Source organism: Rhodopirellula maiorica SM1 (assembly GCF_000346295.1).
GTDB classification, from domain to species: Bacteria; Planctomycetota; Planctomycetia; order Pirellulales; family Pirellulaceae; genus Novipirellula; species Novipirellula maiorica.
In genome coordinates, this window is the sequence record NZ_ANOG01000235.1 from 1 (window position 1) to 22,639 (window position 22,639).

A 22,639-nucleotide genomic window follows, 5' to 3' on the forward strand; every position below is an offset into this window, starting at 1 on the left:
AATACGTTGATGAACCATCCCACAGCCAAACGCACTAGATATTGCTGGCAGTTGTGGCAAGACGAGGCGCGGCCACCGTTAGCCACCGTTAGCCACCGTTAGCCACCGTTAGCCACCGTTAGCCACCGTTAGCCACCGTTAGCCACCGCGCAACAAACGAGAGTCGCTTAGCGGTTGCCTTCGACTTCTGCGCGCGACTTCAGAGGGCGGCTTTGACGAAAATGTCCCACGCGATGGTCGTGGTCATTCGCTAGCTGAGTCTCCGCCCCATTTGCCTGAAAACACAAACTCCGACAGTGGCTTGCGTTGACGCGTCGCGAGGTCACGTTGTTTCAATTCTTCGGGCAGCGAATCAGGATCCGCCGCGTAACCAATCGCCATCGCAGTCAACGGTTGGACACCATCGGGGATCTCGAAAACATCGCGTGCTTTATCGGGATGGATGCCGATCATTTGGTGCACCGACAATCCGCGAGCGGTTGCTTCAAAACAGATATTACCCGCAGCGAGTCCCAGATCATGGGTTGCTGCGGCATTGGGTTTACCGTTGCGTGAGAACTTCAAACTGGTGCAACACAATACCAATACCGGCGCGGCTTTTGCCCAAGCCTGGTTTGCGTCGACCAAGCAAGACAGCACTTGGTCAAACAACTCGCCGTCGTCACGCGTCGCGACGATGTAGCTCCAAGGTTGTTCGTTGTACGAGGAAGCGGCCCAACGCGCTGCCTCCATCAAGGCGTCGATGTCCTGTTGCGAAACCGATCGTTCGTCGAACCCGTACGGGCTCCATCGTTTGCGGATCAATTCGTGGATGGGATAATCCGTCGAGGCTTCTTTGTTCATCTGAAAGTTCCTTTGTGTCGGCGTTTATCGGTTTGGGCAGTTGTTAAAAGCCAGCGCAAGACCGATATGTCCCATGGAACATAGTCAGTTGGCACGGTCGACTCGATTCTCTGCTCCAGTGACTATCGTAACCGATTCGGCGGTGGGGGCGTCAACCGCCACGCAGCACGGCGATGCGGCGGCCAACGCGATAGCTGCAAGCGCTGCCCCGATGTTTGGATCGCCGCCTATCTGGATTACCGCTTAACTCGTCTAGCTGAAATCACGATCGATTTGGTTTCGAAACCCGCTTAGCCGAATCGTCCCGTCGGCGGCCAAGCGAAGCACCGAGTATCCATTGTTCGCCGCCCCCGAGCCTTCGACCATGGCGACCAGCGTGCAGTAATGGATTCCATTGATATCGTTCAGGTCATTTTGGTGGCTGTGGCCTTGAAACACCGCTTTGACATTTCCGGTTTTCTCGAGCACGTTGCGAACTTCGGCGTTGTTTCGCACTCCATGACTATTGTTGACGTCAATTCGCTGGTGTGCGAACACGACGACATGTTTCGCGGTCGCAGCAAGATCGGCGGCGAGCCACTCTAATTCCTCTGCTGGAATGTTGGCGTCGGTCCATTTGAAATTTTTGCGTTCATAGGCGACGCCGTCGCTGCGAAAACAGGAATCAAGCACGACAAAGTGATAGTCGCCTTGATCGAACGAATAAAACGATTTTTCTTGGCCGACACCGTCTAGAAACTCTTGTTTTTTGAGCGTGTCGACACAGTGATTTCCCAGCACATAGTGTCGTGAATTGCAAATTGATGAGAACTTTTGATTGATCGTGCGGAGATACTTTTGTTCCGTCGCCACGGAGTCTGCAGCGTCGATCAGATCACCTAGCTCGACGACAAAGTCTGGTTGGTCACGCTCGAACTGCAACGCAGCTTCTTCGAGCTTGCCCAAGGTTTCGCGGTAATGGCGACTGCCCCCGGCCGGTTTGTCGGCGTAGTGGAGGTCGGTGACCAAGCCGACACACAATTCGCTATCGGCATTCGCGGCATACAGCGGCAGAGAGGATGCGGACGTGGCCGCCAACACCAAGGTCCCGTTCTGTATGAAAGTACGACGAGTCAAAGGAGCGTTTGCTGGATTCATTTTCAACGATACTGCGAGCGAGAGCATGATGGTGACGGCACGGTGTTTAATCCGCGCGGATTCAATCCTACACGCGTGCTCGGGCTCGCGTAGGATACAAAACAATCGCTTCGAATTGTGCTAATGAAGCCTATAGGCTTTCCACGGCGGCGATCACATCAGCCGGTTCAGGCCGTTTTGTGTAGTCTGCGTTAAGATAGGCATAAGTAATTTTGCCATCCGTATCGATGACGTACGTGGCGGACAAAGGCAGCTCCGCAGCCTTGCTGCCGTTGTAGCTAGCCAGCTTGTCTTGGAAGATCGGAGCGATCGATTGCGGCAGTGAAAAGACAATCCCATATTTGTGAGCGAGTTGGTTGTCTTTGTCATGGAGCGCTACCATGTTTAGATTGTTCGCTTCCGCCGTCGCCTTGGCTTTTTCAGGAAGTTCCGGAGTCAACACGACCAAGCGTGCCCCCGCACCTTCGATTGCGGAAAGCTGTTTTTGCGTTGCCCGCAGTTGTGCGTTGCAGTAAGGACACCAACCGCCGCGATACCACATCAACACAACCGGGCCTTCGCTCCACAGTTCGCTCAACTGGATCGATTTACCGTCCCATCCGGTCAGCTTGCCATCGACCGCAGCATCGCCGACCTGTTTTGCCGATTTTTCGATTCCACTCGCCTTCACCTCGGCAACGCCGTTTCGAAATATTGCTGCCTTTTCGGGCGAGAAACGTGTTGCTGTGGTTGCCGCAATATCGGCGAGTTCTTGATTCAACGTTTTGGACTGTGGGTCGTCTGCAAAACCAGGGGTGGTCAGAAGTGCGAGAGCGAGCAGAGAAGAGATTGACAGTTTCAGCATGGGTAGATCCTGGATTTTAGATGGTTGAGGTCGTCGTCAGCGAAAAGATTTTGGGCAATCGTGGGGCCGCGTCACACGGTTCAGTCACTGCATTTGAGCTTCTGCGTCAGCAAACGTGAAAGTTCCATGAAATCAGAAGCGTCCCCTGGGCGTGACGCCGCCGGTGCCCCAACTTAGATTGGATGTCCATCTAGCCGAGTGATCCGCCCTTGGCTGAAAGATACGATGGCGGATCGTGATCCGAATTCGCTATCCTCTCGCCCCCCCCAAAGAGAATCATGATGCCGCGTTATCTAATTTGTGTCGTTCTGATACTGCTGACTTGCCGATCCGTCGAAGCAACCCAGGGCGATCCGATCGCGGTTCGCAAGTGGCCTGGCGGCGTGGTTTCGCTGGAAACGCACTGGGGTTTGCGGCTGGCGATCAAGACAACCGACGATGCGGTCGACGACACGCCCGCCGCTGCGGCGGATCAAACGATCTCGACATCCGGCAGCTACGATCACGTTTTGTCGCGCACGCCCAACGCACCGTCGCCATCCTGGTTGCCCGTTGCGGATGCAAAAACATTGGCGGATGCCAAGATAACCGATCCAAACCAAATCCGCGTTCGGTCGACGGACAATGGCGTGATCATGATCGCTGTGGACGGGATCGTCGTTGTGGTGGTTGATAGTGATGCCGCGGACACCAACACCGACGCAGACGACCAAGTTGACGTCCTTGTCGTGGCAACCGCTTCAGGAACAACGCCGACGCAAGCATCGGTGGAAAAATGGTCGCGTCAATGGCGACCGCGTTTTGTGATTCCGTTCGGATTCGATCCGTCGACCGAAGTCGTGCGAACGCTTCTTGATGCGGGCCTAGCCAAGAACCAAATCGTTCGCCGTTCGCACAACACCTTCGCCGTTTCGCACACGGACCAACAAGTGTCGCAGCCTCAGGTCGTCATGCTAAGCGATACCCCTTGGACGATGCCCAAGGAATTGGCCAGCGAGTTTGCGAAGATGGAACAAGCCAGCAGCGAATCGCAAAAAGTCTTTGCCAAGCTGTCAGTACAGCAGATGAATTTTAAACCCGAAAACGGAACACATACTCCGCGTTGGAATGCCGAGCACATGATGGGACGCCAGTTGTTGTTCTTTTCCCAGATCTATCACGCGATCGATCCCACAATTCCGACACTCGACTTAAATCCAAAACAAATGCCGCCTGATTACGAGTTCGCGCATCCCGATTGGGATGGTGCCGAAGAGGCTCGGCAGATGCAACGCGTTAGCGACTTCACTCGGCGATTTGCATATTTGCTGGACGGCATGGAACTCGATGCCAAAGCCCCCGGCAGCCGTTGGCCGACGCTGCGTGCGTTGCTGAAACAAATGCAGCGTCATTACGGCGAGCACACGTCCAACACGGAAGCAAAGTTTGAATTGCCTGGTTTTCCCCAGTGATTAGCGGCACTGCGGTTTGATCAGTTCGTGCTGCGACGGATCACACGGCCTCGCCAAACGACGCCGTCGCTGACGAAATGGTGGTAGATCGCACGCGCGAAACAGCAGCCGATCGGGATCGCGGACAACGGAAAGGCGAGCGATTTAAGCGGACGCATCTGAGCGAGTCGGCTTGCCAATACCAGGATCGCGGCTTGCACCATGTAAGCACTGAGCCCACATGCGATCCACACCCCATCGTGCCGATAGACGCCGATCAAAAACACGACGATCGGAATCCAGTAAACGACAACCGGTACAATCATCGCCGGAAATGCGAACGCGATATGTGAAACCGCGCCAAGAATGTTTTTGCTGAATCCCCAGAACGCATCTCGGTTATTTTTGAATAGTCGGACCGTCAGAAGTTGAGGCGCCAAGGCAATACTTGTCTTGAATCCGTGGGCTTTGATGTTCCTTGCCAACATCACGTCATCGAGTGCTTCGTTTCGTACTGTGGACAGACCATTGATGGCGTCGAGCACATCGCGGCGTGTCAACATAAAGGCACCCGCAGCCACAGCATGAGGCGAATCAGGATCGTCAAGTTTCGGGTTCAGGAAAGTGACAAGCCCGAATACCATCAAGTGCGGAACGATGACATTTTCCCAAAAGGAAACCAGTTGGACGTAGGGGAATAAGCTTAGAAAGTCGCATTGTTGTTGCTGCATGTGTTGCACCGCAGTGGTGAAACAGCGAGGCGAATGAATCACATCGGCATCAGCAAAAATGACGTAGGGCCGGTTCGTTGATTGATACGCATGTTGCATCGCGTTGGCCTTGCCAAACCAACCGTCAAGCAGTGGCGGATCGTTGTAAGTAACGGTTACTCGCGAATCGTGCTCGGCGATCGCGTCCAAGATTGGGCCTGTTTGATCGGTCGAGTGATCATTGATCACCGTAATTTGAAGGTCGACGTCTCGTTGCGCTAGGATGCTGCGAATGGCGTGCTCGATATCGTCTTGTTCATTTCTCGCGGGAACGATCACATCGATCCGAGGCCGATCCGCAGCAATCTGGTCGGTCGGTGAGAGCCACTGCGCGACGTAAAACATGCGAATGAATCCGAGACCGATTAGTACACTCAGTCCTGTAATCGCCAGCGTCAGGATCGGCAAAGTGGTCAAAGTCAAGTCTCGAGTCTGCGGTTGCGAAACAGGTTTTCATCGTTGTGAAGTACGGTTCTAACCGAACTGGCTCACGTGAGGGAGACGTTTGGTTGTCGCGGCGAAAGTTGGCATCGCATGACAAAGCGGATCACTGTGTCAGCGTGATCGCTAGAATCGGCATTTTCCGTTGGGATGTCATTAAACGTCGCGACACGATCGGTGTCGCCGCCGGAACAGGATTCCCTGCAAGAATTGCCGGGTTTTAGGGCATCTCAGAGACTTTTTGAGTACAATTGCACACGGTTTCCGGACCTAATTAGCAGACAAAATCTCTCGACGCCCTCCCTGGTTAGTCGCCTACATCCCACCCGCTCGCCACCACCGATTGATCTACGCCCCATCATGCGAAATTTCTCTTTCGTTGCTCTGTCCACCTTGCTCGCTCAGCTGATTCTATGCGCGACCACCACCAACGCTCAAACTCCGACCACGCTGGGGCGAATCGAGCATCTCGATCCTGCGCTGGATGCCCGGATTTCGGAGGATACCAAGATCGAGGTCTTGGCCAGCGGATTCACTTGGTGCGAGGGCCCGGTTTGGGTTAACGATGCAGCTGAGGGGTATCTGTTGTTTTCGGATATCCCACGCAATTCGATCTTTCGCTGGACCGCGTCGCGAGGTGTCGAATTGTACATGCAGCCGAGCGGCTATACCGGGATCAGCTACTACGGGCTTGAACCGGGCAGCAATGGATTAGCAGTCGATTCGGAGGGCCGCTTGGTCGCTTGCGAACATGGCGATCGGCGGGTGTCGCTGTTGACACGAGGTGGCGGCAAAGTGACGTTGGCGGATCGCTTCGAGGGTCGACGTTTGAACAGTCCGAACGATTTGGTTTTCGGGGATGGCGGTGTGCTGTACTTTACCGACCCGCCGTATGGACTTCCCGAACGGGCGTCCGATCCGCGTCGCGAGCTTGATTTTTGTGGCATCTATCGACTTGATCCCGATGGCAAGTTGAATCTGTTGACCAAACAGCTTGCACGTCCCAACGGTATCGGGCTTGCGCCGGACCAGAAAACGCTTTACGTGGCCCAAAGCGACCCGGCGGCGCCGGTGTGGATGGCGTTTCCGATCAATGACGACAAGAGTCTCGGTGAAGGCAAGGTCCTGCTGGACGCGAAACGTTTCATGGCAGAGTTCCCCGGACTCCCGGATGGATTAGACGTTGCCAAAGACGGGACCATTTACGGCAGCGGTCCAGGAGCGATCTATGTGATTCAGCCGGATGGCAAATTGATTGGCCGGATCATCACCGAAGGCCGCGTTAGCAATTGCACGCTCAGCGATGATGAGAAGACGCTTTACATCACCGCCGATGACAAAGTATGCCGAGTTAAATTGAAGTAGAAACTCGCAAGTCGGTTTGAAACGCTCCTGCTGGTCCGAGTGTGGGCGGACCGCATCGCGTCGGGGTTCCGGTTTTGCGGCAGCGAGCGGGACCAAATGTGAAGGCCCAGTTGTTAGGGGCCTCATTGTGAAGGCCCCGATCGCTTGTTGCTAGTTATCGCTATTAGGACGCGTTCTGCAACACTCCGTGCGGATCGAGGATGAATTTCTTCGCGGCGCCCTTATCGAAATCGTCATAGCCTTGAGCCGCCTCCTCTAGCGGGATCACGGTAGCGTTAACCGCTTTGGCAATCTGGCAACGATCGTGCAAGATCGCCATCATTAAGCCCCGGTTGTACTTCATTACCGGGCATTGGCCGGTGGTAAAACGCAACGACTTGGCCCAGCCCAGTCCGATCCGAAGCGACAGGTTGCCGGTCTTGGCTGCTTCATCGACTCCACCGGGATCATCGGTCACGTACAGGCCGGGGATTCCGACGCCACCGGCAACTCGCGTCACCTGCATCACTTGGTTTAACACCGTCGCCGGTTTTTCAACGCCTGAATCCCCCCCGTGACCACGTGCTTCGAACCCCACGCAATCGACTGCGCAGTCAACTTCGGGAACGCCCAGTTTTTGTTCGATCATGTCCGGCAGTGCGGCATCGGTTCTTAAGTCCACCGTTTCACAGCCAAACGATCTCGCTTGAGCGAGTCGTTCTTCGATCATGTCGCCAACCACGACGACTGCAGCACCTAACAGTTGAGCAGCGTGGGCACAGGCCAGCCCGACCGGGCCTGCACCGGCGACATAAACAGTGCTTCCGGTGGTGACGCCCGCGGTGTAGGCACCGTGATAACCCGTCGGAAAGATATCCGACAACATTGTCAGATCGCGGATCTTTGCCAGGGCTTGGTCACGATCGGGAAATGCCAGCAGATTCCAATCGGCATAGGGCACCATGACATAACGAGCTTGGCCGCCAATCCAACCGCCCATGTCGACGTAACCGTAGGCCGCACCGGGGCGGTCGGGGTTGACGTTTTCACATACGCCTGTGTCACCCTCTTTGCAACAACGGCAACGCCCACAAGCGATGTTGAACGGGACGCTACAAATGTCGCCCTTTTTGATGAACTCGACATCACGACCGACTTCAACGACTTCACCCGTGATTTCGTGCCCGAGCACCATGCCCGCAGGTGCGGTGGTGCGTCCGCGAACCATGTGTTGATCCGAGCCGCAGATGTTTGTGGAGATCACCTTCAGGATGACACCGTGATGACACTGCCTCGATTTGCCTCGGTAATTCAACTCGAGTTTCGGGTCGTCGATCGATTGAACGTCAACTTTGCCGGAACCCTGATAAACAACACCCTTGTTATCTGACATAAGATCACGCCTATTGAGACTTGCGGGGAGAGAGCGGCGACCCACTAGCGTGGAATACAACGCCACAGAACCACCCGTAAGTCTAGCAGATCCGCCGCAAGCATTTGGCGACCGCGAGAAACACGCAGTCACGACATCATGCCACGCGCGGATCAGCCGGTGGTGAAGAAGCTGATCACGGGCTAGCTTAGCACCGCGGCAAAAAAACGCGGGTGGCGATATCGGCGGCCCAGGTAATTTGAGGCAATTACGAAGCCTAGGTAGCTAGGCTTCGGTGCTACATTTAGGTGCCTGGCACCGATTGAAAAGCGACCGCCTAGCTCAGCACCGCGGCAAAAACCCGCGGTGGCGATATCGGCGACCCAGGCAATTTGAGGCAAATACGAAGCCTAGGCAGCTAGGCTTAGGTGCCAGATTTAGGTGCCTGGCACCAATTGAAAAGCGTGGAATATCGGTGGGTGGCACCAATTGAGATGGGGCAAATTTAGGTGGGTGGCACCAATTGGGATGGGACACCAGCCACAAAATTTCCGCGTCACCTTTTGTGCGAGACTACGGCTTTTGAGCGGTTCGCTCGACGCCGTCGACCAATTTTTCGGTCATCCGCGATCGGTATTCCATCAAGCTGTTCGCTCCTTGGAAACCGACAACCGTCTCGTCCCAATCCAGCTGCTTGCTGAGCATGCGGCCGTTGTCGATGTCAAAGCGGATCGTGCCGTTGCTGAGCTGTTGCACGACTTGAGCTCGCACCGATTCTTCGGTGATCGGCGTTAACGGCTCGCTGCGTAGCGATAGAGTGGCCACGCCGGTTTGGACTTTTTCGAGCGTGTAACGCTCGCGAATTTTAATGACTTTGACTTCGCCGTTGTCCAGCCGTGCTTTGACTTCGTGCGGCACCGACCACGAATCGCCAATCGCAAGCGGTTCCTCAGGCAACTGCAGCGTCAATGTCCCCATTCCCAACGAAGCTTTGGTTCCACCGTGATTTTCACGTTTGATTTCGATGCCTCGCGAATCGAACGTCAACGTCGATAGTTTTTTGCCAATCTGTTCGGACACCCGACCAAAGATCGCAGGCGGTTCTTCTTTGGACATGCTGTCCCATCGAACTTCTTCTTGTTCGCCTTGTTGCTGTGTCATTTCCACCGAGTCGACGATGTGGTCAATGGTGGCTTCGCCGTTGGGATCAGCTTCCAATACGTCCCAGTGTCGTTGGCTGATGGTGTGAACCGTCGAAATTTCTTCGGCACCGCGGATCCGTGTTTTCGTTTTAGCCGCGTGGGTGACTTCGTAATGCAGCTTTTCACCCGTCTTTAGCGAATAACGCAGCGTGTATCGCTCAAGCACACTTTTGCCGTCCGTGGCGGGGTCGGCCGCATGCGAAACGACGGTGTTGATCCCACATGCAACGGCTAAGAATGTCACAGCAGCCAAGAAAACGTTTCGATACACAGTCAGAGTCTCCATCCTCTAGAAAGTCGGGCTAGTCGGACGCTGCGTTTCACGCCCTCGCACAGGTTCTCAGAACCCGGTTTTGAATGCAATACAGATTTCTACAAGCGTTTGGCAGCAAATACGTCAACCTCGGATCCACGCCGATCGCGCCATCCTGCAACGCGCTCGTGCTACCGCTGGTAGATCGGCAGATAGTGATAACGCACACTTAAACTGAGCACCGCCAGCGACGTGGCGTAGACGCTGCCGTAATTATGCTCTTCGCGTTGGGGCTGCCACGCTCCGGTTTGATGCTGAGCGCCCAACAATAGATCGGATACCAGCTTCGCGGCCGTTTCCGCATGTTTGCCGCCGAATTGGTGCATGCCTTGCGAATAATAATAGATGCCGTAATAGAAGTAGCGTTCGTGAAGTTGAGGTGGATCTTCGAGCAACCAATCGGCGGCGCCCGCGACCATTGGCGAATCGTATAATCCGCACACCTGCATCGCCAGCAACCCCGCTGCGGTCATCGTAAAGGTCGCTTGGTGCGTCCCCGGAGTGTAGCTAAATCCGCTGACCTCCACATTGCTGCCCCGCGGTTTACGCGGCGATGTGTAAGAGGCTTTCAAGTATTTGACCGCCTGATCGATCGCCTCGCCAGGAACATCCATGCCATCATTTTTGGCAGATCGCAGTGCCATCAATTGCCAAACCGATGCACTCAGATCGGAATCAGAACTTCGTGGTTCGTAACGCCACCCGCCCTGATGCAATTCAGGCTTACGCACTTTCTGGGCCGCCAAAATCAACTGGATCGCGGGCACCAACGCCTGATGGATGCGTTCGTTTTGCTCGACGGTCGCGCCCATCCCAAGCACCTCGGTCAACATCAACGTGATGATGCCGTGTCCATACATGCGGGACCCGTCACTTTTGCCAAAGTATCCGTTGTCGTCCTGGTGTCGAGGCGTCAACACAAAGTCAATGGCACGCTGCATCACTCGGCCCAATTCCGAGTGGTCTCCTGGTTGAGTCCCGATGGACGCCATGGCCATGATCGCAAGCGATGTCATCGTGACATGGTGATTGCGATCGGCCAATGCACCGCTTTCACGCTGGGTTCCCGCCAGATACTCGACCGCTTTGCGGACGGCGCGATCGACTTCGTCGGGGATGTAAAGCGTTTGCAACGAATCGTCAGCGATCGCCGCTGGGGTGACGGCGGTCGTCGCGGTTGACAAGCAGGCTGCGGCGACCAACTGCTGTAAAACGCTTCGGCGATTGAGTGTGATTGAATTCATCTGATCATTTCGATGTGGTCATGAGCGTTTTTTTTAGCAACAAAACTTTTCAAGCTTGCGTCAACCCAGCTACCTCGCCCTGAAACTAGCCGCGTTCGCGTGACGCCGCGATCACGGTTGTTCGGCGGCTCGACGTGCAACGGCTTGGAAATAAGCTTCGATTTGTTGCTGGTATTCGAGGGCTCCCAAATTGGATTCGGTCTCATTGGCGTCATCGGTTCTTCGTTCGCGAAGTTGCCCCCACTGGGATCCTTTGCGGTTTTCCTGCTTGGCATCGATCGACTCGCTGTCGGCGATTCCCTCGGACGACGATGTACTGATTGTGCTAGTAGACGATTGAGCCATCGATTGCGAGGAAGATTCGGCCGGGTTACCCTGCTGTGCTGCATTGACTTGGCTCTGACGCTGTTTTGCCATTCGCTGAGCCTGCTGCTGCATTGCCGCCGCGAGCGTCGGTGAAGCCTGCCCCGCGGTTTGCCCCTGTTGTTGTCCTGGTTTGCTCGGGGACGCGGCTTGAGCGGATTCCTCCGATTTGCCTTGATCACCAGCTTGCCCTTGTTCCGGTTGCGATTCACCCGCTGGCGTGCCCAGCCCTTCGCCTGCGTTTTGTCCCGACGAATCTGCCAATGCTTGGTCCAAGTCGTCGAGCGTTTGGGCCAGTTGTCGCGCTCGTGCTGTGGGCGTATTGGCAGCGGGAGCTGGAGCTGCCGGCGATTGCGCGGCCGGTGATTGGGGGGCGGGAGATTGATTTTCAGACGTTGCGGACTCGGGCAGCGACTGCGGTGGTGATGCGTTCGACGGCGGAGATGTTTGAGCGGACGAATCGTCGGGCATCGCCTGCGCTAGTAATTCGGACAACTGATCGGCCTCGGCCTGAATCTTCTCGGTTGCCTCGGCGACCTGTTGGTTCGCTTGAACGGATTTTGTCTGGTCGTCGCGAGCTTGTGCAAGCGATTGCTGAGCCGCTTCGGAACTTGCGACCGCATTTTCTTTAACGGAATTAGCGGCTTCACTTAGTTTCTCAGCAACCGAATCCTTGCCGAGACGTTCTTCGTGTCTCGCAGCGCGATCCAGAAACGCCGCTGCGGTTTCGGTTTGCTTGGTGATTGCCGATTGATTGGCGATCGCGTGCTCAGCGGCCTGTTTCGCAGCACGCAGCGACTCGGGCGTACCCGATTGCTTGGCAATTTCATCAAGTGCTTTTTCGATTTGCGCCAGCTCGGATTTCGCTTTGGCCGCCATTTCCGCTGCGAGCTGGGCTCCAGGATTGGCTTTGTCGAGCGATTCGGTTTTTTCGGACTGTGCTTCCTTTCGAGTCTTTTCAGCAGCGTTCTTCTTGTCCTTGGCAAACTGCTTCGATTCGCGGGCTGCAGCTTCGGCCGTCTTGGCTAATTGGATCCTTTCTTCGGCTCGCTCGAGCTCTTGTTGCCGCCATGTTTCGTCTGGCTTCTGCTTCAACCTCTTTTCAATATCACTTTTTTGCCGCTCGGCACTTTTGGCTTCCCGCTGAGCTTGCGTAATCCGGCTGTCGGCAGCCCTTTCAAAATTGTCCCAACGTTTGCGTTCATTTTCCGCATTCTGGCTACGTCGATTACGTGATTCGCGTTGCAGGTGATTGGCGTTTTGTTCCAGCGACTGCCGTTGTTTTTCACTTTGGGTGATCGATTCAGACGCGGCGGCATCGGCTTGCTGTTTCAACTGCTGCATCGCCTCGCTGGCGGATTGCATCGCTGCTTTGGCTTGGTCTGCCACCTGGTTCACTTCGGACATCAACGCTTCGCCATTGCTGCTGTCCCGCACTGCCTGAGCTGCTTCTTGCAACTGGGCACGTCGCTCCGTGATCTCTTTTTTCAAATCTTGTTGTTGTCCAAGGTTTGCCGCTCGTTCAGCCTGATACAGCATCGCATCGCGTACCGTGTCGATTTTTTCGGCAACCTCGTTCAACTCCTGTCGCATTCGCTGTTTTTGTTCTTGAATTTTGGGATCGCTGCGTTCCAGGCTCTTATTGATTTCACGTTCCGCCTGTGCGGCTTGGTCCAGCGATGCGGCTGCGGTTTCCGCGGCGTTAGCAGCAATGTCGGACAGCTCGTCCTGCATCAGTTCGTTGCGTCGCAGTTCCTGTTCGAGTTGCCGCATCAATTCTTCGGGGGATTGATTGGCGGCATTGGCCATCGCCTCGGCTTGATCGAATTGTTGTTGCAAGTCTGCGGTCTGCTGCAGTTCGCTCTCGGCCTGGCGCAATTCCTCTCTCGACTGCGAAACGTCTTCGCCCGCGTCGGCTCGCTCGAAATGTTCAGCAGTTTGCTCGAGAGCTTCTTTCAAATCTTTGAGAGAATCGGCAGCGTCTTGGAGTAACGCGTCACGCGGTTTTGCTGCGGGCGTGGATGTCGCAGCGTCCATTTGTTGTTGAGCTCGTTTAAGCGAGTCGGCGATTTGCGCAGCCGCTGCATCAGCGTCTTGCGCCAATTCACGCTGCGAGGCGTCGGTCATGTCGGCGTTGTTTGCATGATCGGCGAGTCGCTGCAATGTTTCGGTTGCGGCTTGCTCGGCTGTTTCTTGCTGCTTGTCAAGCTGCTTTGCCGTTTCCGATGACGCGTCCTCGCGTTGTTGAGTCCGCTGTTCCGCCTCGGCGGCTTTCGTTGCAGCCAGACGAGCTTGTTCGGCAAGCGTGGGGACGTACCGGAGGATCACCTGTCTAGCTTCGTCGACCAATGGCGTCAGCGGCTGCACTGCAGCGTCAAGCTTGGACGTTGCAGTTCGCAAGAAAGCGGATGCCGAGACGAGTGATTCTTCTTCCCATCGACGTGGACGGATCCGTTCGGCGGCTTGGTGGATCGCACCGCCGTAACGCGACTGGTCAATCGCATCGGTGACCGTCGACGGAACACCGGCTGAACGTAGCGAGTGCACCGTTTTTTCCATTTCGTACATGAAGCGTTCAATCCACAGCGGATGTTCCAATCTCGCCTCGGCGTACTGGTCCAGGCGGTTTTCCGCTAGTTGCAACGCCGTAAGCTCGGTCTGCAGTGTCGATACCTGATGTGCGGCGCTGATCACCGAGAACGCTTTGGATACCGTCTCATAGACTTCCGAAATTGCCTCTTCGCGATAGTCACGGTAGCCGTCTGCGCTGACATTTTTGACGGCACGAGCGAACAGGTTTATGTCCGAGGCATAACTCAGATCCACAATCGGTCGCGCACGGTGCAGCGATTCTTCCAGCTCAATTCGTGCAGTCAGGTCCGCCATTGCCGCGTCGTAGGCTGATTCGCTCTGTTTCAGCTGACGATTTAGCTCAGCGGCCTCGTTTGCGTCGTCGATTTCGTCAAGTTTTTTCGACAAGGATTCGACTTGCTCTCCGTCCTTGTTTGCTTGTCGCAGAATGTCATGCGGTTTGCGGCGTTGTGCATTCAATTCGCTAAGCAGGTTTTTCAATCGGCCTTCGAGTTGTTGATCAATCACATTGCTGGTGACTTGCGACGACAGCTCGCTGGCATATCGCTGCATCAAAGATCGCAGATTGGCGTGCCCTGGTGGATCGTCGATGGTGCTGCGATGCCGGAATTGCCAACTACTGGAGAATTCGTTCCATTTTCGCAAGTGGCGATGATGGGATTCGGGAATCAGGTCACTGTGAGTTGCGATCAATGCGTCGATTGTCTTCATGCGAGCGATCGCGACATTGACGTACCGTTCATACAATTCAATCGGTACGCTGGCATTCGGATCTGCGATCGGCTGAACACTGCGCAGCAGCGCTGCGGCGTCGGTCAGAACGCCGACGTCCATGTGATGGGCAAGGAACGAACGTGCAAATTCTTCGACTCGCGAAACTTCGTTGCGTGTACTAGCAAGACGGTTGTCCAATCGCTTGACGACATCGCGATCAAAGCTTTTGTCTCCCTCGAGGATCGCCGATTCTTCTCCGTGAGGTGTTACGATCAATTCGATTTTGGATTCTAAATCAATCACCGCCAAGCCGATTTGTTCTAAGCCAGCGGCTTCGACCGGATCGTCACAAAGCGGCAGCACGGTCATGATTCGTTGGATCAACGGTTCGGCGGCATCGGACAACAATGACGCATCGTTTTGCAAATCTTGTAGCTTCGATTGATCCAACCCGCTCGCGTCCTTATCGGGCAGCCATTCCCGATACTGATCGATCAGCGAATAGGCATCGGATGTCCAATCGACCGTTTCACTGACCACATCACTCAAGCGAGTTAAGTGGTCTTGCCGTGACTGTGTAAAGCCTTCGTCGACTATCAATACCTCGATCAATCTCGATTCGCCTCGTTGTCCTTTGCGGTCGACGGCGACAACCCGCATATGGATGATGTCGCTGCTGGCCAACGTCGTTGATTGGGCGGGCGAGTTGTTACGATGCATCAGATCCCAGTCCCACGCGGGGGCCGATTTCGTTTGCGGTGAGTCGACGGCAATCGAAAACTGATCGGGGATCGACGCATTGACCTGGAACTCGAGGAAAATGTCATCCACCGGCACGTCGTCCTCGATTGATGCGGACAGCGACAGCACGTCTAGCGGTGACGCCAACATGTTGGTTCTTGTCCCTTCACTCCAACGGACCACCGGGGGAGTGTCCGGAATCGGAACGATCGTGTACTGCGGACTGAAAGGATTATTGAGTTCCGAGTCGATGCCGATTGCGTCGACTTGGTAATTTCCAGCTGTTTTAATGGGCAGCGAAACGGTGAACGATGTCGGATCGTTCTCACGCGGTTGCAACGGCAACGCCACACCTCGGGTCCCATATCGCAGCGTCGCATCGCGAACCGGTTGATCAAATTGAATCGTCAAGTGCGCGGTCGTACCGGCCAAGGCCGTCAAATCGCCATGGTCGGATGTCTCGGTCAACTCAGCAAGCTGCGAATACTTGGGGAATTCGTACCGTTTTTCAAACGATACCACGCGAGGACGAGGCAGTGGTGTCAGGGTATGCCAAAGCGTGACGGCGTCTCCCGCCAGCACGCGGTACTGAACCGGGGTTGTCTTGATCGAAAGATTGGCGGCGAAAACGCTCACAGCAGCCTCGGGTGGCCCCATTGCATCCGACGTGGTGGAGGAATCAACCGAATTCGGATTCAGTAGTGGGGCACGCGACAACATCGTCGATTCGAACGTCTCGCCCTGGACCATCCACTGGATGATGACTTCCTCCGTGTCCCGTTGCCGATCGTTTACGTTGGCGGGTGACTCCGACGTGGAATGCGGCCAAACGACCTCGACGACGACGGCGACCGCATCCCCTTCGGCGACATTGCGAGTCGCCGGGGTGGGTTCGACGATCGTGATTTTGATATCCGAAGCACGCTGAATCGACGCCATCGGCAACATCGCACGCGCCATGCGGCGGCCGAACTGCAGCGACGGGATCAGCGCCAACAAAACACAAATCGCCAGCACCACCGATCCTGCGATCAACCATTTGCGAATCATCGCAATCGGCAGCAGACCCGAGATGTCGACTTTCTGTAGCCGGCGTCCAACGGAGTTTTGTAAGCGGTTCTGCAGCTCAACCGATCCATTGGCAAACCGTGGATCAGCCAGTTCCACTGCGGAAAGCAGGTCATCGCGGACGCGTGGCGCGGTCGATTCAAGCTGACGAGCGAGTTCTTGAGGATCTTGGTGTCGAAGATGGCGCAAACCGAAAAACCACAGCACGCCCACCGTCGTTGCGTAGGCAGCCAAACTGAGGGTCATTCGCAACGAATCGGGCAGCAGCCAAAGGTGATCCGCCAACGCGACGACAATCAGTGTGCCAAAAAACGCGAGAACTGCGATTGCGGCACATCGCAACCCGATCAACCAACGACGCCGACGCGCGAACGACTGCAGTGCCGAGGCGGTCGCGGGATCAAGTTTCAAATGGTCTAACAAAGAAGAGTCTGCTGCGGACATCGTTTACACCAACCCTGCTCGTTTGCGCAACAACCATTCGGCAGTCAACAACGCGATGACCACCCAAAACCAATAGAACGACTGCCAAATCAAAACATCCGACTCAATGATCGAACCACTCGACAACGGTTTGAGTTGCTCGAGTAATTTGTCGGCCGAGGATTCATGGAAATAGCTGCCCTTGCCGGCCTGGGCGATTTGCATCAGTGCGTTTTTATCAAGTCCGACGCGGCGAAGTTCGGCGTGATTCGGTGTTCCTACCCAAATGGGCGTTGTGGCTTGAAGTGCGGTCGAATCAAAACCGCTTGCACGAATTCGCACTTCGTATGCACCGGGTTCGAGCGGCTGCGTCTCGCCTTGATAGGTGCCTCGCGACGGATCGTCGATCGACAATGCGACTGTTGCGACGACCCGATCATCGTTAACCAACAAGGCATCGACGGTGGCATCGCCAAGCGGTTTTCCCGTGGGGCCTTGCAGGCGGACGCGAATTAGGGACGAATCCCCCACAGCGTATTCCACTCGATCCGTGCCGAGTGAGACGAAGGAATCGCTTGCCGAGTAGGGCGGCTGCATCACGGCGCTGAGCACTTGGTTCCAGAACCGCGCATGCAGTTCGTCGGCCAATTTGTAACGCCATCGCCATGATTGGTCCGATGAGAAATAGAAAACCCGACCGGCACCGAACAAGCGAGTCACAAGCCATGGTGTCGATTCGCCGCTGGAACCCGTTGTGTTAGCCCAGACTTCGGCGCCGGCTTGAGGTTCCACTTGGTTGACATATTGCGGCTGGGGTAACCGCGACCACATCTCACTAACACTCGTGATGTCCGAGTTGTCACTTTGTCGCAGTAGCATCATCGGTTGTTCGCCGCCGGTCACCGTAGGCACAATCTTGGCACCATCGATTACAGCATCGGCCCCCGAGTACTTGACCGGAATCAGATCGGACAAATAGGTGTCAACCAATTTGCGAACGCGTTGGTAACGACCGTCCACGACGATCAGCCCGCCACCACGGCTTACGAATTGACGCAGCAGCGCGGCATCGGCATGTTTAAATTGGTCGGCCGGTACTTCCCCAAGGATGATTGCATCGTATTGCGAGATCGCTTCGGCATCCGCCGGAAACTGCCCCGGTTCACTGCCTCGCGTTACGTTGGGGATGTCGGTTCCGGGGCCATATAGCACCGTGTCCACTCGCCAAGCGGGGTCGCGATGAAACAGATTGCGAAGGTAACGTGTTTCCCAGCGGCTCGATCCATCGAGAATCAGCAGACGGCGATCACGCACCGAGGCGGCCACTCGAAATGGCATCGAATCGTTCTCCGTCATCATCTTACCAGCGGCTGTCGAATCGATTTCGACAGCCCCGGGGCTCACTCCACCGTCGACCACGGCCCGCAAATCAAGCGCCACCGCATCTCGGCTGACGCCACGCACGGTCGCTTGTTGAGTGGCCTCGACCAACGGTTCGACACCAAAGTCGTACGGGACTTCAAACTCTCCGTCGGCATCCGGGGTGATTGTGTGTTGCCACACGATTTTGTTCTGGTGTTCGATTCGCAACCCCAGCGGTTTGCCCGTCATTCCAAACTGCTTAACGATGATCTTTCCGGAAAGCCGGCCATCGGCAGCAACCGAATCGGGCCGTATCACCTGAGCAATGCCGACGTCGACAGGCTCGTCCTCGGAACCCATGCCAAGCGTCATCACTTGAGTAGCCGACGATGCGATTCGTCGTGCCGCGTCCACCGGCGATGGACCTAAGTTGTGGCGACCCTCGCTGATGATGACGATTGCCGATCGCACCCGGGGTGATCCCGAGTCCTGTTCGTCGTCGGGTGACTCGTCTTGGTTGGCACGCGGCGTGTTGTTGACGGGGGCGTTCGCAGTGGCGTCCAGCGGTGATTGGACACCAGCAGACTCGACATCGACGATCGCGGCCGATACCGCGGACGCCAAATTGGTGCGGCGGTCCTCGGCAATCAGTTGCAGTGACGTTTCGAGCGTCCTTTCGTCACGGTTAGTCCACAGCGGCACCGGAGCCGCGGCACCGAAGCCGATGACTTCGATGTCGTGCGTTTCGCTTAGTTGGTCGACCAAACCCAGATGCTCCGGGGTCCCCACCAACAGCCGCGTGGCTCGGCGTATGCGAGATTCCGATGCATCCGATCCCGTGCTGTCGGTCATCGACATACTGGCCGATGTGTCGATAGCGAACGTGACTTTTCCCAACGTGCCGATCTCTTGGCGGCGATGCCAAACAGGGCCGGCAAGAATAAAGATCACCAATGCAACCGCGGCGGCTCGTAATGCGGGCAATAGATACGAATACGGACTCGCCATCGTGCGGGTTTCGCGAGCGTAATACCACATCACTGCAAACGCAGCCACGAGTGCAATCGCCAGCACCACGCCGCCTGGCAAATCACCCGCAAAACGGATCGTTGGCATGAACTCCATTACGCGATGCTCCCTTGGTTTTTGTGCACGATTTGTTGCTGCACTACCATCTCCAATATCATCGCCAACAAAAGTGCGAACAGGAACCAACGCCAAATTTCACGGCCATACCGCCGGTTTTGTTCCGACGTTACGATCGAATCAAGATCGGTGTGTACGGTCGCACCGATCATCTCGGCCGCTGCGGCGATCCGTTCCGGTTCGGTGTCGCGCAACTGCGATTCTTCGGGCGGAACCTCGGCGACTCGGACGGTTGACGTCACGACACGCTCGCCATCAGCTTGAGGAAGAATCTGGCGAAAACGATACACGCCCGCTTGCCGTGTCTGGGCCCATACCAGTTCGGCCGCGTCTTCCTCGCTCCACTCCGGCGGCAGCGGTATCGTCGTTTCGCCGGAATGAGGCGGCTGGACCGTGAAAATCGGCGGCTCCCGGTCCGAGTTCTCTGCAACTTCAGCTGCGGATTTCTCGGCCTTCGAATCGGTCCGTTTGTTTTTTGATTCCGATGATGCGGGTTCGGTCGTCTCGTCATCGTCTTGCCGGAATTCGTCCAACGAGACGATCATCGGCTCGCCAGTGATCACGGTCGTGGCTCGCCCGCTGCCGATCAAATCGAGTGCCAATTGTTGCATCATCGGCACGTAGGTGCGTCGCAATGGGAGCGAGGTCCAGGAATCATCCGCAGGAATCGCGAATTGGACGACACGTCCTCGGCCGCGTTGTGCCGACACGACAAGCGGATCGCCATTGGACATCGACAATAGCACGATCGAATCGGAGTCCGTCGTGGAATCCGCGTCGCCGCGATCGCGGTCCTCATTCGACGTTGTGCGTGGATTCAGTTTGCGATACGCAAAAACGTCCACGCCCGAGAGCGGCCGTGGGTCGCCGGGGGCGAGTCGCGACCAAGGAGTGTATTGCGAATTTAAGCTGCCGATTCGCATCGGGGTTTCACCGTCCTTGTCGGTGTTTCCGACGACGGCGTCCAATTCCGCGGGAAGCGGCATCACACCGTTGCCTCGATTCCACGATTTGGCGTAACCGGCATCGCTCAGGTTCGCTCCGTCGAACAAGATCAGCGATCCACCGCTGTAGACAAAATCTGCAATCTTGATTTGTTGTTCGTCGCTGAGTGTGGCAACATTAGCCAACACCAAGATGTTGGGTGGTTGCTCGCTGATTCGCTTTAGCAGTTCGGATGGGGTGATCACGGAGGCGCGGACCGCGTCGATTTGATCTTGCTGGGCAAAGGCAAAGGGACTCAAGGCGATTGCCAAAAAGTCGGTTTCGCCTTCGAGCGGTTCTTTCCCCGGTTGGCCATCGACCAACAGGACATCGATCTCGCGAATCACTTCGACCGCCACGCTGCGGCGATTGTCTTCGAGGAGCGCGTCGGGATGCTCGACCGTCACCGCGATTTCATGGATCCCCGACGTGGATAACGCCGTCGTATGTTTGATCGTGGACGTGGAACGCGCCGCGACCGAGACCAAGCCCGATTCAGCATTGATGCCATCAATTGACCAAGTGACTCTAGCATCGTTGGCCGCTTTATCGCTGGCGTTACGAATTCGGGCCGTAAACGATGTGCGACGATCCGGGACCAACGCCGGCGACATGGTCTCAATTGAATCGACCGACAAGTTCGATTGAGCGTTCAGCATTCCGCCGACATTCAAGAAATGAATCGCCGGTCGTTCGAGATCGCTTGGCGATGCCTGCATCAGCGTCTTCAATCCCTCGAGCGATGCGTCGTTGACGTTGCAGCTTTGGAAATCGGAAACGATTAAGACTTGGCGTTCTAGATGCGAACCGTTGTCGGCGGCAGCAATTCCCGCACGAACGAGCTTGGCAAGATCAAACGGCCCCGCCGAAGCGGTTAATCGGCGAAGTCGATCGCGAGCATCATCACGGCCCATCGTTTCGTGGCCAACAGTTGAGGCGACGGAGTGGACTTCACTGGCAGGCATCCAGATGATCTCGTCTCGCCGTGACATTTTAGCCAAATAATCGCCGAGTTCGTTTTTGATTCGATCGACGTTCGAGACTCCTGTATCGTCGCGAGCCGCCATGCTGAGCGAATCATCGATGATCATCACGATGGTTTGTGGGGTATCGCCCGGCAGCGCACGGCAACCGGTCAACAGCGGTAGCGACAAACAAAACGCCAACAAGATCGGCAGCAAACAACGCAGAAGCAGCAGCAACAAATGCATCCACTGGATTCGTCGCCGATTGATTCGGACCACCGGTTCCAATAGGTGCATCGCACCCCACTGGATCGTTTTAAACTTGCTGCGGTATAGCAAGTGGATCGCCAGCGGAATCGTAAATGCAAGTGCACCAAAGGCGAGCAGCCCGTTTAGAAACATCATGACATTTGCCTCCGCAGGGCAACATATTGATGTAGCGCGTCGTCATAGGATTGATCGGTGCGGATGTTGACCAAGTCGACTCGATGACGGCGACAAATATCACGCAAATGGCTGTTATGTTTTTCGAGCCGATCGAGGTAGGCCTTGCGAATCGAAACCGCGTCGACAGTTTGATCGTCGGCCCGTTCTTCGAGGTCGTGAAATTGAACACGTCCTGTGAACGGGAAATCAACCTCGTCCGGATCCAGGATGTGAAAGAAGATGACTTCATGTTTACGCGAGCGGATTTGTGCCAGCGATCGGTTCAGTGAATCGAGGTCCCCCATCGCGTCGGATAAAATGACAACCAAACCACGTCGTCCGAGCTTCGGAACCAACATGCTGATGGCGCCGCCAAGATCGGTTTCGAGCCCCGGCGGTGGCCCGCTGAGCGCCTCGATCACCAACCGCAGATGCGATGGGCGACCGCGAGTCGGAACCATCGTTCGTGGACGATCGTCAAACGTGATGACACCTGCGGCGTCCTGTTGCGCCAGCATCAAATAGGCCAACGAAGCCCCCAGCCGCTGAGCGTATTCGTCCTTACTAAGGCCGCCGGATCGCTCGCCGCGATACATCATCGACCCGCTGCGGTCGACCACCAAGGTGCATCGCAGGTTGGTTTCTTCTTCGTATTCGCGGATGTAAAGCCGATCGCTTTTACCAAACGCTTTCCAGTCAATGTTTTTTAGTTCGTCCCCGGGGACGTATTGCCGATGTTCTTTGAATTCGACACTGAACCCTTTATGCGGTGAGCGGTGCCGTCCAGAGCAAAACCCCTCGACGATTTGTCGTGCCAACAATTGCAGGGCCGCGACGCGTGAGAGTTCGCGAGGGGTGACGAGATCCAGGATTCGCATGGAGGATGAAACCAGTGGGGTGGGAACTCGGGATCGA

14 protein-coding genes are annotated in these 22,639 nt (G+C 55.8%); 3 read left to right on the top strand and 11 right to left on the bottom strand.

Annotated features, from left to right (window positions below; translation table 11 throughout):
• Nucleotides 1–243 precede the first annotated feature (243 nt).
• The 3 genes from RMSM_RS07065 to RMSM_RS07075 form a co-directional block, all read right to left on the bottom strand.
• Complete coding sequence (locus tag RMSM_RS07065) at nucleotides 244–843, bottom strand: nitroreductase family protein (RefSeq protein WP_008693501.1); 600 nt, start codon at nucleotides 841–843, stop codon at nucleotides 244–246.
• A gap of 252 nt (nucleotides 844–1,095) precedes the next feature.
• The gene (locus tag RMSM_RS07070) at nucleotides 1,096–1,980 is read right to left on the bottom strand and encodes a metallophosphoesterase family protein (RefSeq protein ID WP_040764559.1); all 885 of its coding nucleotides are present in this window, start codon (nucleotides 1,978–1,980) and stop codon (nucleotides 1,096–1,098) included.
• Between the two features lie 130 nt (nucleotides 1,981–2,110).
• Nucleotides 2,111–2,824, bottom strand: coding sequence for a peroxiredoxin-like family protein (locus RMSM_RS07075; RefSeq protein WP_008693503.1), 714 nt, complete (start codon nucleotides 2,822–2,824; stop codon nucleotides 2,111–2,113).
• Nucleotides 2,825–3,102: 278 nt separating this feature from the next.
• Here RMSM_RS07075 and RMSM_RS07080 point away from each other — a divergent pair, with 278 nt between their 5' ends.
• Nucleotides 3,103–4,275, top strand: a complete 1,173-nt coding sequence (locus RMSM_RS07080; protein WP_008693505.1) for a DinB family protein — start codon at nucleotides 3,103–3,105, stop codon at nucleotides 4,273–4,275.
• 20 nt (nucleotides 4,276–4,295) lie between these two features.
• Here the strand turns inward: RMSM_RS07080 and RMSM_RS07085 are convergent, their stop codons facing one another.
• Entirely contained in the window at nucleotides 4,296–5,441 is a 1,146-nt protein-coding gene (locus RMSM_RS07085) for a glycosyltransferase family 2 protein (RefSeq protein WP_040764560.1), read from the bottom strand.
• Nucleotides 5,442–5,485: 44 nt separating this feature from the next.
• Here RMSM_RS07085 and RMSM_RS07090 point away from each other — a divergent pair, with 44 nt between their 5' ends.
• The gene (locus RMSM_RS07090; RefSeq protein WP_040764556.1) at nucleotides 5,486–5,689 is read left to right on the top strand and encodes a hypothetical protein; all 204 of its coding nucleotides are present in this window, start codon (nucleotides 5,486–5,488) and stop codon (nucleotides 5,687–5,689) included.
• A 136-nt stretch (nucleotides 5,690–5,825) separates the two neighbouring features.
• Nucleotides 5,826–6,830, top strand: coding sequence for an SMP-30/gluconolactonase/LRE family protein (locus RMSM_RS07095; protein ID WP_008693512.1), 1,005 nt, complete (start codon nucleotides 5,826–5,828; stop codon nucleotides 6,828–6,830).
• Between the two features lie 163 nt (nucleotides 6,831–6,993).
• Here the strand turns inward: RMSM_RS07095 and fdhA are convergent, their stop codons facing one another.
• The 7 genes from fdhA to RMSM_RS07130 all read right to left on the bottom strand — a co-directional run bounded on the left by fdhA (nucleotide 6,994) and on the right by RMSM_RS07130 (nucleotide 22,602).
• On the bottom strand, nucleotides 6,994–8,202 hold the full coding sequence (gene fdhA / locus RMSM_RS07100; protein ID WP_008693514.1) for a formaldehyde dehydrogenase, glutathione-independent: 1,209 nt from the start codon (nucleotides 8,200–8,202) through the stop codon (nucleotides 6,994–6,996).
• Nucleotides 8,203–8,754: 552 nt separating this feature from the next.
• Nucleotides 8,755–9,654, bottom strand: coding sequence for a hypothetical protein (locus RMSM_RS07105; RefSeq protein ID WP_008693516.1), 900 nt, complete (start codon nucleotides 9,652–9,654; stop codon nucleotides 8,755–8,757).
• Between the two features lie 173 nt (nucleotides 9,655–9,827).
• On the bottom strand, nucleotides 9,828–10,940 hold the full coding sequence (locus RMSM_RS07110; protein WP_008693518.1) for a prenyltransferase/squalene oxidase repeat-containing protein: 1,113 nt from the start codon (nucleotides 10,938–10,940) through the stop codon (nucleotides 9,828–9,830).
• 111 nt (nucleotides 10,941–11,051) lie between these two features.
• A complete protein-coding gene (locus tag RMSM_RS07115) occupies nucleotides 11,052–16,862 on the bottom strand; it encodes a membrane protein (RefSeq protein ID WP_008693520.1) in 5,811 nt (1,936 codons plus the stop codon).
• 3 nt (nucleotides 16,863–16,865) lie between these two features.
• Complete coding sequence (locus tag RMSM_RS07120; RefSeq protein ID WP_008693521.1) at nucleotides 16,866–19,328, bottom strand: glutamine amidotransferase; 2,463 nt, start codon at nucleotides 19,326–19,328, stop codon at nucleotides 16,866–16,868.
• Complete coding sequence (locus RMSM_RS07125; RefSeq protein ID WP_008693523.1) at nucleotides 19,328–21,703, bottom strand: BatA domain-containing protein; 2,376 nt, start codon at nucleotides 21,701–21,703, stop codon at nucleotides 19,328–19,330. The genes RMSM_RS07120 and RMSM_RS07125 overlap by 1 nt, the downstream gene beginning before the upstream one ends.
• Nucleotides 21,700–22,602, bottom strand: coding sequence for a DUF58 domain-containing protein (locus RMSM_RS07130; RefSeq protein WP_008693525.1), 903 nt, complete (start codon nucleotides 22,600–22,602; stop codon nucleotides 21,700–21,702). The genes RMSM_RS07125 and RMSM_RS07130 overlap by 4 nt, the downstream gene beginning before the upstream one ends.
• Nucleotides 22,603–22,639 lie beyond the last annotated feature (37 nt).